The sequence below is a fragment of the Synechococcus sp. H60.3 genome, assembly GCF_047462295.1.
Taxonomy (GTDB): Bacteria; Cyanobacteriota; Cyanobacteriia; order Thermostichales; family Thermostichaceae; genus Thermostichus.
Window position 1 is genome coordinate 37,067 of record NZ_JANSIY010000004.1, and the last position, 15,556, is coordinate 52,622.

Consider the following 15,556-nt stretch of genomic DNA (forward strand, 5'->3'; position numbering starts at 1 on the left):
AAATCGTTCGTTCGGTGCAGCCAACTCCAGACCGCTATCCCAGATCTATCGACAACCCCTTCCAGGAGATTTTTAGGGTCGTTGTCGTTGAGGAAGCGCCCCAAAGACACCTGACAAAAGATACCTGGAGAAGGGATCCATCCCTCAATTCTTGGCAACAGCCTCCCAGCGGAGAAATCCAAAACCCCAGCATGGCCCGAGTATAGCTTGTCCGGCTCAGGATCGTTTTACATTTCTTAACCTTCTCTCTCCTCAGGGGGGGCAGGCGAAGGCAATCGCGCCGCCAGCCGTTGTCCACAGCGTAGGATCTGGCCTGCCAAAATGGCCGCCCCAAAGCCATTGTCGATGTTCACCACTCCCACCCCCGCCGCACAAGAGTTAAGCATGGTCAGCAGGGCAGCCAAACCTTGGAAGCTGGCCCCGTAGCCGATGCTGGTGGGCACAGCGATTACCGGACAGTCCGCCAGGCCGGCTACCACGCTGGCCAAGGCCCCTTCCATGCCCGCCACCACAATCAGCACATCGGCTTCCAGGGCGGCGCGGTGGTGCAACAGGCGATGGATCCCGGCTACCCCCACATCCCAAAGGCGCTTGACCGTAAACCCGCAAAGCTCGGCGGTGAGAGCGGCCTCTTCGGCTACCGGCACATCGGCGGTGCCAGCGGAGATCACGCTAATCTGACCGGGATGGCTGAGCGCCTTTTGGGGAGGGATCCAACACAGACGGGCCACCTCGGAATACTGTGCCTGGGGCAAGCGGCAGCGGATCTGGGCGTACACCTGGGCCTCAACGCGGGTGGCCAAAGCCAGGGATCCCTGCCGGTGCAGCCGTTCCAGGATCTGGGCAATTTGCTCAGGGGTTTTGCCCGGCCCCCACACTGCTTCGGGAAAGCCCGTGCGCAAGGGGCGGTGGTGATCCACGCGGGCGAAGTCTCCCACTGTCTCGAAGGGCAGAAAGCGACAGGCTTGCAGGGCTTGATCGGGAGAGAGCCTCCCTTGAGCCACCGCCTGCAACAGTTCTCGCAAGCTTTGGGTTGGGTCGGCCATAGCTAGGGGATTGAGCAGCTCTACTGGGCCAAAGACCCGCGTGGGAAAAACAACACCGGATGCCAACTTTGCCGCAGGATCTCGCCAGTGAGGCTGCGAACCGACCACTCCCAAAAGCTGCCCACCCGCGGAGAGGCGGTGGCGATGGCAGTTACGTCCTCGGCTGCAGCGGTGGCCAGGATCTCCTGCAGCGGCGATCCCACCCGTACCAGGGCCCGCACCTGCAGCGGCTGCACCTGCTCGCTCAACGGCCCGACTACCTGAGCCAAATCGGCCTCAGCCTTGCGTTTGAGCACCTCCACCGGCGTTCCCTGGTTGCGGCGGGCGCTGGGATCCACCACATAGAGCAGGGTAACCGATTGGCACTGGGAAGTCCCCGGCAGCAGTTGGCCGAGACGGCTGAGCAGTTGCCGGCGCGGCTCCTCAAAGTCAAAAGGCACTAGGAGAGAGCGAAATAGGTGGCGGCTGCGCAGGCGCAGCTCCTCGAGGGTAAAGACGGCCAGCAGTTGCGGGCGCATCACCAGCAGGGGGATGTTCAACCTAGGCAGCAGCTCCACGGTGGTGCTGCCAAACAGTTTTTCGGTGAGCAGGTTGTGGATCCCCATGCCGGTGATCAGCAGGTCGGAGCTGTAAGTTTGGATCCCTTTTAAAATCAGATCCACCGGCTGGCCCACCTGCACCAAAACCTTAGCCTCCAGCCCCTCCGGAATGGTGCCCAAAAGCTGGCGAAACTGGGCCTTCTTGGTTTCTATTTTGGGGGTGGGGTCTTCGGGAAGGCCGATATCGTCATCTTTCCAAATCAGGCTGTGCAAGAAAACAAGGCGTTGAATGCCGTTGCTGTGTAGGGCATCTAAGCACTTGCCAAACCTTTGCAGGCCATCTTGGCAATCGGTTGCAATTAAAACGTTTTTAAACATGAGAGGATAAAGAGAGCAGTGGCCAAACTCGGCTGAAGCTGTCAGCTATCCTAAGCTAACACCCCCCTGCCTTGCTCTTGGAATTGCCGGAGGAACCAGGCACCAGCGGGTTTGCCTTTAGCGATAGGGATCCGCCAAGTTGCGAAACTGGGTGTACTGGCTTTCAAACAAAAGGCGCACGGTGCCGGTGGGGCCGTTGCGGTGCTTGGCGATGATCACCTCGGCAATGCCGCGATCGCTGGTGTTGGGATCGTAGTACTCCGGGCGGTAGATCATCATCACCACATCGGCGTCCTGCTCGATGCTGTTGTGTACCAGCAGGCCGTTGGCCACAAAGTTGTGGTGGCGGGGCATTTCGATGTCGTAGACCGGCTGGGGCTCCCCCGGCTCGCTAATCGACACCACCGGATCCCAAATCAACCCCTCCTGCACCACCACGGCTACTTCCTCTTCCAGTTGCAGCTCGTCGAGGGTTTTCCATCCCTCTGGCGTCAAAAAGGGATGGGTACCGGTGGCGCGAATGGAGAAATTGAGGCGGGTTTTCAGAAGGCAGGTGGGCTGTCGGCCACTGCAAAACACCTTCACCGGCTGTTGGGGCACCAGGCGCCCGCGCCCGTTGAGGCTGAGCAAGCGGGGCAGTTCTGCTGAGGCTGGCAGGGCCGCCAGTTGTTCCAGCCGCCAGAGCTTGCCCCGATCCACGTCCATCACCTGAGTATCCCCCGCCAGGCAGCCGGATTCCCGCAGATCTGCCAGTTGCGGACGCTTATCGGAGCGCGACTCCACTGCCCGGCTGAGCTGAGAGAGCACCAGCACCGGCACCATCAGCTCTTTGGCCAGTGCCTTGAGGCCGCGGGTGATGCGCGACAGCTCCTGTACTCGGTTGTCGGCGGCGGATGCCTGCATCAGTTGCAAGTAGTCGATCAACACCAGCCCCAACGTTCCTCCTTGCTCCGCCTGCAAGCGCCGCGCCTTAGAGCGAATCTCCGTAACGGTGCAATCGGGAGTGTCGTCGATAAACAGGGGCAGTTGCGACAAAAAGCCAATCGCCTGCCCCAGACGCTGCCACTCGTGCTCGCTGATGCGCCCCGCGCGCAGGCGGCTGCTGTCGATGCGGGCCTCGCTGGCCAAAAGCCGCTGCACCAGTTGCTCCCGCGACATCTCTAGACTGAAAATGGCCACCGGCTGCCTGACGTAGGCGGCTACATTTTGGGCAATATTAAGGGCCAAGCTGGTTTTCCCCATCGAGGGGCGACCGGCCAAGATCACCAGATCCGAGCGTTGCAGGCCCTGGGTCAGGTTGTCCAGGTCGATGAATTTGGTCGGGATCCCAGGGATCTGAGCCCCGCTCTGGAACTTCTCCTCCAGATCCGAGAAGATGTTCACCAAAACCTCAGAAGCAGGGATGAGGCTGCGCTGCACTCGCTCTTGGGTGAGGGCAAACACCTGCTGCTCCGCCTGATCCATCACCTGAGACAGGGGCTGGCTGGTGTCGTAGGCCAGACGAGCCAGGGTGTTGCTCACCTGGATCAACTGGCGGCGCATGTATTTGTCCACCACCAGGCGGGCGTACTGGTCAATGTTGACGCTGCTAACCGTTTGCTCCAGCAGACGACGAATTGCCCCTGTCCCCCCCACCCGCTCCAGAAGGTGGTGATCCGCCAGCCAGGCAGAAACCGTCATCAGATCGGTGGGTTGGCCTTGGCTGTGCAGATGCAGGGCAGCCCGGTAGATTTCCTGGTGGGCCGAGAGGTAAAACATCTCGGGACGCAGGAACTCCACCACCCGGGCCAATGCCTCGGGATCGAGAAGAATAGCCCCCAGGATCTCCTCCTCAGCCTCTATGTTTTGAGGCGGAAGCCGATCCCCACCTGTCAAGTCGTAATCGCTGATCACCACCAGCCAGGATAGAAAAACCAACCCAGCTCCACACTAGCCAGCTGCTTGGCCGAGCACCTTAAGCAGCCAGGCCCAGCTTTACTTGCTATCTCCCATTGCCCCCTAGGATTTCTCTCTCACTCAGGCGTGACCTGAATGCGCAGCGTGGCTGTTACTTCTGGGTGCAGCTTCACTTGCACCAGGTAAACCCCAGTTTTCTTGATCTCCTCGTTGAGCAGGATGTTACGGCGATCGATATCCAGGCCGCTGGTGGCCAGCACCACCTCGGCAATGTCGGTGGTGGTCACTTGCCCGAAGAGCAAATCCTTTTCGCCCACTTTCTTGCGGATGACAAAGCGACCGATGGTCTCCAAAGCCTTCTTGTAGTTTTCCGCCTGCTGCTTCTCCGCCAATTTGCGGGCAGCTTCCTGCTCCCGACGCATCTGCTGCTCCTTGAGAAGCCCAGGCGTAAGCCGCACCGCCATCTGCCGCGGGAAAAGGTAGTTGCGGGCGTAGCCAGGCTTGACACTCACCACCTCTCCGGGGCTGCCCAAGCCCGGGATCGCCTGGCGCAGCATAACCTGCACGTTACGTTTAGCCATGGAGGAAAGCACTGATTTTCTCGACAGCCTTTCATTCTAAGCATTTGCCAAGCTGATGTCAGCCCAAAGAGCTCGGAAAGCTCAGCCGGCCCCAGAGCCCAGCCGTAGGCCCTTGAATCCGGGGGTCTTCACGCCGCGTTTCCTCGATCGAGGGTATTCTCCCCTGCAAGGGCTCCCTGGAAAGAGCGACAAGGGAGACTAGCTACAGACAGAAATAACCTGATTTTAACCTCACGTTAACCAAAAAGGATGAACGTTATATTACATTAACGGCAAGAACCAGAGTGGCAAGGGTCTTTAACGGGATCCCTTGTTTTTTTGAGATCAGCCCGGCTTGAGCAGGTTCTGAGGTTAGAGCACTCAGAGTTGGATCGAGACACCATCTTCATCTGGGAGATTTCTGTATGTTGATGCTGCGCTCCTTGGGACGTCGTTCTTTCCTGAAGTCCGTCTCTGCCACGGTTGCTGGGTTTGTGGCCAGCCAGGCAAATTGGCAGCGGGTATTTGCTCAGCAGACCGTAACCATCAACGGCGCTGGAGCTACTTTCCCGGCTCCCATCTACCAAACTTGGGCTCAAGAATTTGGCAAGAAAAACCCCAACATCCAAGTCAACTATCAGTCGGTGGGGAGCGGTGCCGGGCGGCGGCAATTTGTGGCTCGCACTGTCGATTTCGGCGCCAGCGACAGTGTGCCGCGTCCCGAAGAGATCAGCCAGATCGAGAGTGAAGCCAACCCTCCCAAGGGCATGGTGGCCGTGCCGATGGTGGGGGGGGCAGTGGTGGCAGCCTACAACATCCCCGGCGTGGGCCCCGAAATTCGCCTCTCTCGCCTAGCGCTGGTAAATATCTTCTTGGGCAAAATTAAGAACTGGAACGATCCGCTGCTGGCTGGCCTTAATCCAGGGGTGACTTTCCCGGATTTGCCGATTACCGTTGTGCACCGCTCCGACGGCAGCGGCACCACCGACATCTTTACCACCCACCTCAACGCCATTAGCCCGGAATGGCGGCAAAAAGTGGGTCGTGGCTCTTCCGTGAACTGGCCAACCGGGGTAGGAGCTCGCGGTAACGAAGGTGTTTCCGAGCAGATTAAGCAGATCCCTGGCGCGATTGGCTATGTGGAGTTCGGCTTCGCCAAGCTCAACAACCTGAACATCGCTCGCCTGGAAAACCGGTCGGGCAAGTTCGTCACCCCCAAAGTTGAGACGGAGCAGGCGGCACTGGCCAGAATCAAGCTTGACGAGCGGCTGTTGGGGGTTGACCCGGATCCCGCCGGGGAAGACTCCTACCCCATTGTGGGCTACACGTGGATCTTGGCCTACAAAGTCTACCCCAAAGCTGAAACCTCCAAAGCTGTCAAGGAGTTTCTCCGCTACGGCCTCACGGAAGGGCAATCCTTCGCGGAGCCGCTGGGCTATGTGCCCTTGCCGGAAGAAACGCGGCAGAAAGCTCTGGCTGCTCTGGAAAACATCACGCCGTAAAAGTTGGTACCTCCTACTCGGCAGATGACCACTACTTTTTCTTCAGAGAGCAGTTCTCTATTTCGGCCCCGGCCCGTCTTCCAGCGCCGGCGCGACTGGTTGTTCATCTGGGCAACGCGGATTGCCGTCTTTTTCTCGGCTTTGCTGCTGTTGTGGATTGCCCTGGAGATTGGGATCCAGTCGCTACCTGCCATTCAGAAGTTCGGGCTGGGCTTTTTCTGGGGCACCACCTGGGATCCTGTTGAGAACAACTACGGCGCTTGGCCCCAGATCTACGGCACCCTGGTGACTTCTCTGATTGCCCTGATCGTGGGCGTTCCTTTTAGCTTCGGCATCTCCATCTTTTTGAGTGAGGACTTTTTGCCCAAGTCTTTGCGCACAGTCTTGATCATCGTGGTGGAGCTGCTGGCAGCCATTCCCAGCGTGGTCTACGGCATTTGGGGGTTGTTTATCTTCATTCCCTTCTTTCGCCCGATTCAGATGTTCCTGTTCCAGAACTTCAGGTGGTTGCCCATTTTCAGTACGCCACCGGTGGGGCCGGGGATGCTGACGGCAGGGGTTGTCTTGGGGATCATGATCATCCCCATCATCACTGCCATTGCCAGGGAAGTGCTGGTGGCCGTTCCGCCGGAGTTGCGGGCGGCTGCCTATGCGATGGGGGCCACTCGCTGGGAAGCCATCTTTGGGGTTGTGCTGCCGGCGGCCATTGGTGGCATGCTAGGGGCGGTGGTTTTGGGTTTGGGACGTGCCTTGGGGGAGACGATGGCAGTGGCGATGCTGATCGGCAATGCCCGCGGTATTAGCGTCTCGCTCCTAGCTCCTGCCAGCAACATCCCGGCCCTGTTGGCCAACGAGTTCGCAGAAGCAGGCCCTGAGCAGGTGGCAGCGCTCATGTATGTGGCCTTGATTTTGTTGGCCATCACTCTGGTAGTTAACATTGCGGCGGAGCTGATGATACGCCGTGTCAAGTTCGCGTTGACAGCTTCGCGGGAGTAGAGGAACATGACGACGCAAGTTCAGGCGGTAGAGCAAGGCAATTTGTTCAAGCGCAGAGCAAAGTCCTGGCGGCGCGTCTTCTTGGATGTAGGAATGACAGCGCTGACAGTTTTCTCCAGCCTCTTTGCCATTTTCGTGCTGGTTCTTATCCTCTACTACGTTTTCACCAGAGGCATCGAGCGCTTGAACTGGCAAGCGCTGACCCAACTTCCCCCTCCTCCCGGCGATCAGGTGGGCGGATTTGGCAATGCGGTGCTGGGGACGGTTATTGTGGTGTCGATTGCTATCGCCATTACCTTCCCCATCGGACTGTTTGCTGCCATCTATCTCTCGGAGTTTGGCCAAAACAGACCTATAGCTTCCTTTCTGCGCTTCATCATCAAGGTGTTGACAGGGGTTCCCTCTATCATTGCCGGGGTGTTTGCCTACGGGGTGCTGGTGCTCTCCACCAAGACCTTCTCGGCCCTCGCCGGCGGGATGGCTCTATCGGTGTTGACTCTGCCTATCATTATTTTGTCTTGTGAAGAGGCGCTGCGCCTGGTGCCGGCAGATACGCGGGCTGCTGCCTATGCGCTGGGGGCTTCGCGGGTGCAGACGGTGTTTCGCGTGGTGTTGCCGGCAGCTCTGCCGGTGATCCTGACGGGGGTGACGTTGGCCATTGCCCGCGCTGCGGGTGAGACGGCGCCCTTGATCTTCACTGCTTTGTTTAGCTTCCTCTGGCCCAGCGGTCTGTTAAAGCCAGTAGCTTCACTGGCTGTGTTGATCTACAACTTTGCCCTCGTTCCTTTTGAAAACCAGCAGAAGATTGCCTGGGGAGGGGCTTTGGCTCTGGTGATTTTGGTGTTGATCACCACGGTCAGTTTCCGGCTCATCGTCAGTCGTCGGCAGGAAACCATCACCATCTAATCCCTCTCACCTGTTTCTTTCTCAATCTAGGCTTTGCAGTGACGTTATCTCCTTCGGTACTCCTATGCGCTCTCCACTCTCTGACAAGTCCGGCTCTCCTGAGAAATCCACCCGTTTGGAGGTTGAACTAGAGACGCGGGATTTGAGCGTCTACTACGGCTCCCACCTAGCGGTTAAGCAGGTTTCCCTGAAGATCCCGAAAAATCACATCACAGCCTTCATTGGCCCCTCAGGCTGCGGCAAGAGCACCATCTTGCGCTGCTTCAACCGCATGAACGATCTCATCCCGGGTGCAAGGGTAGAAGGCTCGGTCATTTTTCACGGGAAAAATATCTACGACCCTGATGTGGATCCCTCCGAGGTGCGCCGGCGGGTTGGCCTGGTGTTTCAGAAGCCCAACCCCTTCCCCAAATCCATCTACGACAACATTGCCTTTGGGCCACGGATCAACGGCTATCAGGGGGATCTGGACGAGCTGGTGGAGCGTACGTTGCGCCAGGCCGTTCTCTGGGATGAGGTAAAAGACAAGTTGAAGATGAGCGGCCTTTCCCTCTCCGGCGGACAACAGCAGCGCCTCTGCATTGCCCGCACCTTGGCCATTCAGCCGGAAGTGATCCTGATGGACGAGCCCTGCGCCTCGCTAGATCCCATTTCGACGCTGCGCATTGAGGAGCTGATGAAGGAATTGGGGCGTCGCTACACGATCATCATCGTCACCCACAACATGCAGCAGGCGGCGCGTGTGTCCGACTTCACGGCTTTCTTTAACACCGAGGTGGACGACGAAGGGGTTCGCTACGGACGCATGGTGGAGTTTGACCGCACCGAGAAGATCTTCAACTCTCCCGCCAATCGCGAGACGGAAGAATACGTGAGTGGACGCTTTGGCTAATCCCCCGCCCATTTCTGCTGGCGCCAAGCCAGATCTGGTCGAGAGGGATCCCGCTCTCCTATCCTGAGAAATTGAAAATCGGGTAGGAGCTGTTAACAGCAGTAGTGAGATGGCCGAGCGGGTGCGCCTGGATAGCTGGTTGGTGGAGCGGGGATATTTCTCTTCCCGCCAGCAGGCCCAGCGCGCCATCCTCGCAGGCGAAGTTCTCCTCAATGGGGTGCGGGCGGAGAAGGCTGGAGCCTGGGTGAGCGGGGATCCCGTAATCCACATCCAGTGTAAGCCTGCTTTTGTCTCGCGAGGGGGAGAAAAGCTGCAGGGGGCGCTGCAGACCTTCTCTGTTCAGGTGCAGGGCCGTATTTGTTTGGATGCGGGCATCTCCACGGGGGGCTTTACCGATTGCCTACTCAAACAGGGGGCCCAGCGAGTCTATGGGGTGGATGTGGGCTATGGGCAGTTGGCCTGGTCTTTGCGAACCGACCCGCGGGTGATCCTCAAAGAACGAACCAACTTGCGCCACCTGCAGCCGGCCGATCTCTACGGAACCGAGGTGCCCACCCCAAGCTGGGCGGATTTGGCGGTGGTGGATCTCTCTTTTATTTCCCTAACCAAGGTGTTAGATCCTTTGTGGAAGCTGTTGCGGTCGCCGCGGGAGGCTCTGCTGCTGGTCAAGCCCCAGTTTGAGGCGGGCCGAGGCCAGGTGGGCAAAAAGGGAGTCGTGCGGGATCCGACCATCCATGCCCGCGTGCTGCAGACGGTAATGCAGGCGGCAGTGGCCCGCGGCTGGCAGGTGCAGGGCTATACCTGGTCGCCCATCACCGGCCCTGCCGGCAACATCGAGTACTGGCTCTGGCTGGCGGAAGGAGAAGGGATCCCTCTCCCCGACACCGGTGCGCTACAACAGATGGGCGAACAGGCAAGAATAGCCTTGCACCCATAAAGCGGCACATTTGTCAATACATCATTATGCTCAATTGAGAACGATGAGCGCAGCCATTGAAGAATTGTTTCAGGAAGGGATCCGGCGCTACGAGGCGGGGGAAGCAGCCAAGACGCTGATCCCTTCCTTTGAGGCTATCTGTAAGGGATCCCCGAAGGCGGCAGCAGCCTGGACTTGCCTGTCTTGGCTCTATCTTTTGGAGGGGCAAGCGGAAAAAGCCCTGAAAGCCGCCCAAACTGCCGTGAAGCTGGATCCGGTGGACGCCCAGCCGCGGGTGAACTTGACTTTGGCGATGCTGGAGCTGAAAAAAACGGGGGTACGCCAGCAGGTGGAGACCATCAAGCAAATCTTGGCGCGGGATCCCGAGCAGATCGAGGGGGTCAAATCCAACTTGGCAGAGGGAGGGAAGCGCCGTCCCGCTTGGCCTCACCTGAGCAAGATGCACCAGTGGCTATTTGAAGAAAATTAGGCAGGCTTGACCCAATTTTGCAACAAGAATTTAGGAAAATCTAGAGCTTGTCAATTTAATCTGCAACTTTTAACAATATTCTCATAGAGTTGGTGCTAGACTTCTCTTACCAAATCGCAAGACGGTATTTATTCACCGCTGTGAGCTAGCTTGCATCACACCCAAGCCTATGGATTGGTTGGGCTTTGAGGAGATGCGAGGGGTTTGGTGCATCCTAGTTCTGTTTGATGTGACACTCCTTGCACTGACTTGCATTGAAATTGAGTCCTGCTTTTGATTTTTTGGCTGTAAAGTGGAGGAACTTTAAGATGAACCGTCAGACTGTCTGGGTTAAAGGCGAGACCCGCAACCACCAGGGCCACTTCATCCCTCAATCCGAATATACGTTGGTCGATGTTGACCAAAATGGCTGGGCGCTGATCTGTGTTGACAATGCCCGCTGCTATTATGTGGATCCCGAGCAACTCCGCTTTGAGGCAGGATGAGGTCTGCTGCTGCCCATTGAGAGCTTGCTGACGAGGGTTTCCTAGGAGAGCAGCATCCTCCCCATGCCTTTGGGCGTGGGGTTTTTGTCTCTTTATCAATTTATCAATACATAGGGTCTGGTTGGTCGCAGACCCTTTTGCCTCCACTCAGAGAAATCACAAAAGCTACGACGAACTGCGCTCACGCATGGCTTCGGCCAGCAATTGGGCCACCTCGGGGCGGGAGAACTCGGGCGGGGGGATCTCGCCGCGGCGCAGCATTTCCCGCACCTTGGTGCCCGACAGGTGGATGCGCTGGTGGGGTTGGCTAGGGCTGGTCTTGGCCGTGGCCATGGTGCCGGTGACGGTGCAATAGAAGGCGTGTTCAAACTTGAGGGGGATGATGCCCAGTTCCTCAGGACGGAACTCATCGAAAATGTGCTGGGCATCGTAGGGGCCGTAGTAATTCCCCACCCCGGCATGATCCCGGCCCACAATGAAATGGGTGCAGCCGTAGTTTTTGCGAATGAGGGCGTGGAAGATGGCTTCCCGCGGGCCGGCATAACGCATGGCCGCAGGGTTGATGGCCAAAATGACCCGCTCCTTGGGGTAGTACTTTTCAATCAGCACCTCATAGCAGCGCATGCGCACCTCGGCGGGAATGTCGTCGCTTTTGGTGGCCCCCACCAGCGGGTGGAGAAACAGCCCGTCCACGATTTCCAGCGCGCACTTCTGGATGTACTCGTGGGCGCGGTGGATGGGGTTGCGGGTTTGAAAGCCGACAATCGTTTTCCAGCCTCTTTCCCGAAACAGTTGCCGCGACTGAGCCGGGTCGATCTGGTAGGCCGGGAAAAGGGGATGGGGATCCCGCTGGAAGAGAGTTACAGGACCAGCCAAATAGACGGATCCCTGTTCGTAGAGCACCTTCACCCCCGGATGCTGCTCATCGGTGGTGCGGTAGACCTGCTGCGCTTCGCGGGTTTTGTCGTAGGTGAACTTCTCGGTCAATTCCAACAGGCCCAAGAGCCTGCCCTCGCCGTTGGCCAGGGCAATGGTCTGCCCTTCCTTGAGATCGGCGGCTATCTCGGCAGCAACCGGCAGCGTCACCGGCAGCGACCAAGCCAGGCCATTGGCCAGATGCATCGTCTCCAGAACCGACTGGTAATCTGCCCGCCCCATGAAGCCGGTGAGCGGGCTAAAGCCCCCAATGGCGATCATCTCCAGATCCGACTGAGCCCGCTCGTCGAGGTAGAGGATGGGGCAGTGTTCAGCTTTGGAGCGCAGCTCTTGTGCCTGCTCGGGCGGGGCAATGCGGTTAACCAAAGTGCCCCCATGGGGCGGAATGGCATCGCAAGAAACAGTCATCTTCGCCTGGGATGAAGTCATAGCGTGAAGACCAGAACGGCAACCGAGCAGACAGGGATCCCTAACCCTACACCCTTCTTTCCTCGGGTGCAATCCAGGATAGTACCCACTGCCTAGTCCAGCATGTAGGGCGGCATATCTTCGTCGGTGGGCGACACATTGTCGAAGATGGGCCGATTCATGATCTTCTTCTGCGCCTGCAGCGGGGAAGCGGAGGGTTGGGGCCTAGCCGGGAGTGGAGCTTGTCCTCGGCGGCTTTGCAGTTCCTGAATGGTCTTGGCCCGCTCGTCTGCCACCGCCTGCAACTGGGCCAGCGCCTTCTGCAATTCGTCCCGATGGGCAGTGACTTGCTCAAGCTGAGCTTGCAAGGCAGAGACTTTGTTTTGGTAGTCCTGCAAGCGTTGTTGAGCTTCAGCCAGTTGGCTTCTGAGAGTTGCAATTTCTGGCGATTCTGGGGCTGGTTCTGTAGGAGACTGAGAAGACATCGTTGTCGGCTCCTCGCCCGTGGGAGTAGATTCTGCAGAGGTGGGCTCTGAACTGGTTTTAGCACTGGCCTTGCGCCGAGTGCGGGAAGTTTCTCCTGAAGAAGGAAAGAGGCTACGGTTCGATCCAGTCACAAGAGCACCTCATGTTCGACAAACTGCACCAATCGCTGACACACCACCGAGCCAGGCCGATAGTCCATGACCGTCAAGCCGTAGTCAAAAGCGGTGCGCAAATCGCTGCTATCTGGAATGGTAACGGGTGAAAGCACATCCGCAAAAATCTGTTGCGCTTGCACATACAATTGCCCGGTATGGGATCCCGACCAGATGCCCCCCGGCAAGTAGCGGTCGTCCAGCATGGTCAAGACAGCACGGGCCTGGCTCAACTGACCTTTCAGGGTCTCAATGTAGCGTAGGGTCACCTCTGTACAGGAGAAATCGGCGCGGTTGAGCCGGGTCGGGATCAACACCCGCTGGGCTGCCCGCAGGGCGTTGGCCGTGAGGGCATTCAGTTCCCCCGGCGTATCGAGAAAGATAAAATCGTAATCCGGCAGCAAGGGATCCAACTGGTGCTGCAACAGGTGTTGCCCTGCATCGCCGGCAGCCGCCAATTGGGCCGCCACTTCCGCCATGGTGCTGTGGGAGGGCGCCACATCCACCCCCTTGTCGGTGCAGTAGATCACCTCTTCCAAAGAGCATCGATGCTGCGGGTGCAAGCTGGCCCAGACTGTTTCCTCGGGGGGCAGGGATCCCACCTCTTCCAGGTAAAAGCTGCTGGCGGTGGCCTGGGAGGTGAGATCGATGAGCAGAACTCGGTAGCCCCGTTGAGCCGTTAACTGGGCCGCGTGGACGCAGAGGGTGGACTTGCCGGTGCCCCCTTTATTGTTGGTAAAAGCCAGGACGCGTGCCATCCGCTTCCCCAGAATTTGTTTCAGCTGCTTCCGGTTTCCCGATTCCCCTCAGCCAGATTGGGTCAGGTGCCCCCGCAGCAGTCTATGCTATTGGGTGTAGCCTGGTGGAGGACAACCATGCGCGATGTACTGGCGATTATCCTGGGCGGTGGGCGTGGCACCCGACTTTATCCCCTGACCAAGCGCCGTGCTAAACCTGCTGTGCCTCTGGCAGGCAAGTATCGCCTCATCGACATCCCGGTTAGCAACTGCATCAATTCCGATATCGACAAAATCTACGTCCTCACCCAGTTCAACTCCGCCTCCCTCAACCGCCACATCGTCAACACCTACCGCATGTCCCCCTTCACAGGCGGCTTTGTGGATATTTTAGCGGCCCAACAAACGCCCGATAACCCGGATTGGTTTCAGGGCACTGCCGATGCTGTGCGCCAATATCTCTGGCTGATGGACTCCTGGAAGCCACGGGACTTCCTCATCCTATCTGGGGATCACCTCTACCGCATGGACTACCGCCCCTTCATCCACCATCACCGGCAGACCGGAGCCGATGTGACGCTGGCGGTGCTCCCTTGCGAAGAAAAAGTGGCCTCAGGTTTTGGCTTGCTCAAGATCGGCGAGAACGGTCGCATTGTCGATTTCAAGGAAAAGCCGCAAGGGGAGCTGCTGCAAGCCTGCCGGGTCGATACCCAAGCCCTCGGCCTTAGCCCGGAAGAGGCCAAGGCCAAGCCCTACATTGCCTCGATGGGAATCTACGTATTCCGGCGGGAAGCCCTCATCGAGATGCTGCAGGTGAAGGAGCACACCGACTTCGGCAAAGAGGTGCTGCCGGCAGCCGTTGGCAAGTACCACCTGCAGGCCTACCTCTTCAAGGGGTATTGGGAAGACATCGGCACCATCGAGGCCTTCTACCGCGCCAACCTGGCGCTGGTGCAGCAGCCCAACCCGCCTTTTAGCTTCTTTGACAGCGAAATGCCCATCTACACCCGTCCGCGCTTTTTGCCCCCCAACAAGATCCTCGATTCCCACATTGTCAACTCCATGATTGCCGACGGCTGTATCATCAAAAATGCCCAAATTCGCAATTCCATCATCGGCATTCGCAGCCGCCTGGAAGCCAACACCATCATAGAAAACACCCTCGTCATGGGGGCCGATTACTACGAGTCGGCAGAAGAGCGGCAGGCCAAGCTGGAGGCCGGGATCCCACCGGTGGGCATCGGCGCCAACTCCCACATCGTCAACGCCATCGTAGACAAGAACGCCCGCATCGGGCGCAACGTCCGCATCCTCAACAAGGATCACGTCAGCGAAGCGCAGCGGGAAGAGGAAGGGATCTGGATCAGCAATGGCATCGTCACCATCATCAAGGACTCGGTGATCCCGGACAACACCGTCATTTGATCGGGGGAGGTCGGCTCTGGCCAAGAACCTGGCCGGCGAGCGCTGAGGAGGCGCTGTTAGGCAAGATGAAGAGGAATCAAGAGGCCTTTGCCATTACGATAGATTACGATAACTATTGAGAGCTTTAAAAACAGATTGTGAGATCCCTTGAGCGTGCTGAACAGGATTTCCTCGGTTGCCGACCTAGAAGTTTACGATCCGCAATTTATTGCTCGTTACTACCGCTGGCGCCTGCCGCAAGTGATCGGTCGGGCGCTGGCCATTCTCTGGCCCTTTCTCTGGTTCGTCCTCTGTCTGCGCTGGGATCAGCTTTGGGGGCAGGGCGATCGCAAGGTGCCCCAGCGGGCAGAGCAGTTGCGCAAGCTGCTCACCGACCTAGGGCCCACCTTCATCAAGGTGGGGCAGGCCCTCTCGACACGACCGGACTTGGTGCGCAAAGACTACTTGGAAGAGCTGACTAAGCTGCAGGATCAACTGCCCAGCTTTCCTTCCCAGGAGGCGTTTGCCCGCATTGAGTCAGAGTTGGGCCGTCCGATTAGCGAAATTTACGCCCAGATCTCTTCCGAGCCGGTGGCCGCCGCCAGCTTGGGCCAAGTTTACAAAGCGCAACTGCACAGCGGCGAATGGGTGGCGGTCAAGGTACAGCGGCCCCGCCTACGGGAGCGGCTGAGCCTAGATCTGTACCTCATCCGCTGGGCCTCCACCTGGCTGGGCCCTTGGTTGCCCTTGAACCTGGGCAACACGTTGACAGCGGTGGTGGATGAATTTGGTTACAAGCTCTTTGAGGAGATCGACTACCTGCAGGA

At 58.3% G+C, this 15,556-nt stretch carries 16 protein-coding genes; 9 read left to right on the plus strand and 7 right to left on the minus strand.

What is annotated here, in order from left to right; all coding sequences use genetic code 11:
* Positions 1 to 236 precede the first annotated feature (236 nt).
* The 4 genes from larB to rplI form a co-directional block, all read right to left on the minus strand.
* Positions 237 to 1,046 (minus strand): nickel pincer cofactor biosynthesis protein LarB, encoded by an 810-nt coding sequence (larB, locus tag NW841_RS01180; RefSeq protein WP_414385002.1) that lies wholly within the window; start codon positions 1,044 to 1,046, stop codon positions 237 to 239.
* A 20-nt stretch (positions 1,047 to 1,066) separates the two neighbouring features.
* Entirely contained in the window at positions 1,067 to 1,963 is an 897-nt protein-coding gene (locus NW841_RS01185) for a universal stress protein (protein ID WP_414376651.1), read from the minus strand.
* 117 nt (positions 1,964 to 2,080) lie between these two features.
* On the minus strand, positions 2,081 to 3,838 hold the full coding sequence (gene dnaB, locus NW841_RS01190) for a replicative DNA helicase (RefSeq protein ID WP_414372101.1): 1,758 nt from the start codon (positions 3,836 to 3,838) through the stop codon (positions 2,081 to 2,083).
* A gap of 137 nt (positions 3,839 to 3,975) precedes the next feature.
* Complete coding sequence (gene rplI / locus NW841_RS01195) at positions 3,976 to 4,440, minus strand: 50S ribosomal protein L9 (RefSeq protein ID WP_414365800.1); 465 nt, start codon at positions 4,438 to 4,440, stop codon at positions 3,976 to 3,978.
* Between the two features lie 404 nt (positions 4,441 to 4,844).
* Here rplI and pstS point away from each other — a divergent pair, with 404 nt between their 5' ends.
* The 7 genes from pstS (at position 4,845) to NW841_RS01230 (ending at position 10,606) form a co-directional block, all read left to right on the plus strand.
* Entirely contained in the window at positions 4,845 to 5,921 is a 1,077-nt protein-coding gene (gene pstS, locus NW841_RS01200; RefSeq protein ID WP_414376653.1) for a phosphate ABC transporter substrate-binding protein PstS, read from the plus strand.
* 24 nt (positions 5,922 to 5,945) lie between these two features.
* Positions 5,946 to 6,917, plus strand: a complete 972-nt coding sequence (pstC, locus tag NW841_RS01205) for a phosphate ABC transporter permease subunit PstC (RefSeq protein WP_414365798.1) — start codon at positions 5,946 to 5,948, stop codon at positions 6,915 to 6,917.
* A 6-nt stretch (positions 6,918 to 6,923) separates the two neighbouring features.
* A complete protein-coding gene (pstA, locus tag NW841_RS01210; RefSeq protein ID WP_414385004.1) occupies positions 6,924 to 7,823 on the plus strand; it encodes a phosphate ABC transporter permease PstA in 900 nt (299 codons plus the stop codon).
* A gap of 64 nt (positions 7,824 to 7,887) precedes the next feature.
* Positions 7,888 to 8,715, plus strand: coding sequence for a phosphate ABC transporter ATP-binding protein PstB (gene pstB / locus NW841_RS01215; protein ID WP_414376657.1), 828 nt, complete (start codon positions 7,888 to 7,890; stop codon positions 8,713 to 8,715).
* A gap of 109 nt (positions 8,716 to 8,824) precedes the next feature.
* The gene (locus NW841_RS01220) at positions 8,825 to 9,652 is read left to right on the plus strand and encodes a TlyA family RNA methyltransferase (protein ID WP_414347556.1); all 828 of its coding nucleotides are present in this window, start codon (positions 8,825 to 8,827) and stop codon (positions 9,650 to 9,652) included.
* Positions 9,653 to 9,695: 43 nt separating this feature from the next.
* Entirely contained in the window at positions 9,696 to 10,121 is a 426-nt protein-coding gene (locus NW841_RS01225) for a hypothetical protein (RefSeq protein ID WP_414333582.1), read from the plus strand.
* 308 nt (positions 10,122 to 10,429) lie between these two features.
* The gene (locus NW841_RS01230) at positions 10,430 to 10,606 is read left to right on the plus strand and encodes a hypothetical protein (protein WP_414333583.1); all 177 of its coding nucleotides are present in this window, start codon (positions 10,430 to 10,432) and stop codon (positions 10,604 to 10,606) included.
* Positions 10,607 to 10,771: 165 nt separating this feature from the next.
* Here NW841_RS01230 and sat read toward each other — a convergent pair whose 3' ends face one another.
* The 3 genes from sat to NW841_RS01245 all read right to left on the minus strand — a co-directional run bounded on the left by sat (position 10,772) and on the right by NW841_RS01245 (position 13,346).
* Positions 10,772 to 11,950 (minus strand): sulfate adenylyltransferase, encoded by a 1,179-nt coding sequence (gene sat, locus NW841_RS01235; RefSeq protein WP_414333584.1) that lies wholly within the window; start codon positions 11,948 to 11,950, stop codon positions 10,772 to 10,774.
* A 113-nt stretch (positions 11,951 to 12,063) separates the two neighbouring features.
* Complete coding sequence (locus NW841_RS01240; RefSeq protein WP_414385007.1) at positions 12,064 to 12,435, minus strand: hypothetical protein; 372 nt, start codon at positions 12,433 to 12,435, stop codon at positions 12,064 to 12,066.
* Between the two features lie 128 nt (positions 12,436 to 12,563).
* Positions 12,564 to 13,346, minus strand: coding sequence for a ParA family protein (locus NW841_RS01245; RefSeq protein WP_414365794.1), 783 nt, complete (start codon positions 13,344 to 13,346; stop codon positions 12,564 to 12,566).
* Positions 13,347 to 13,463: 117 nt separating this feature from the next.
* Here NW841_RS01245 and NW841_RS01250 point away from each other — a divergent pair, with 117 nt between their 5' ends.
* Positions 13,464 to 14,750: a glucose-1-phosphate adenylyltransferase gene (locus NW841_RS01250; protein ID WP_414365793.1), complete on the plus strand. Its 1,287-nt coding sequence runs from the start codon at positions 13,464 to 13,466 to the stop codon at positions 14,748 to 14,750.
* 153 nt (positions 14,751 to 14,903) lie between these two features.
* Positions 14,904 to 15,556: ABC1 kinase family protein (locus tag NW841_RS01255; RefSeq protein ID WP_414385010.1), on the plus strand; the 653-nt coding region annotated here is incomplete at its 3' end.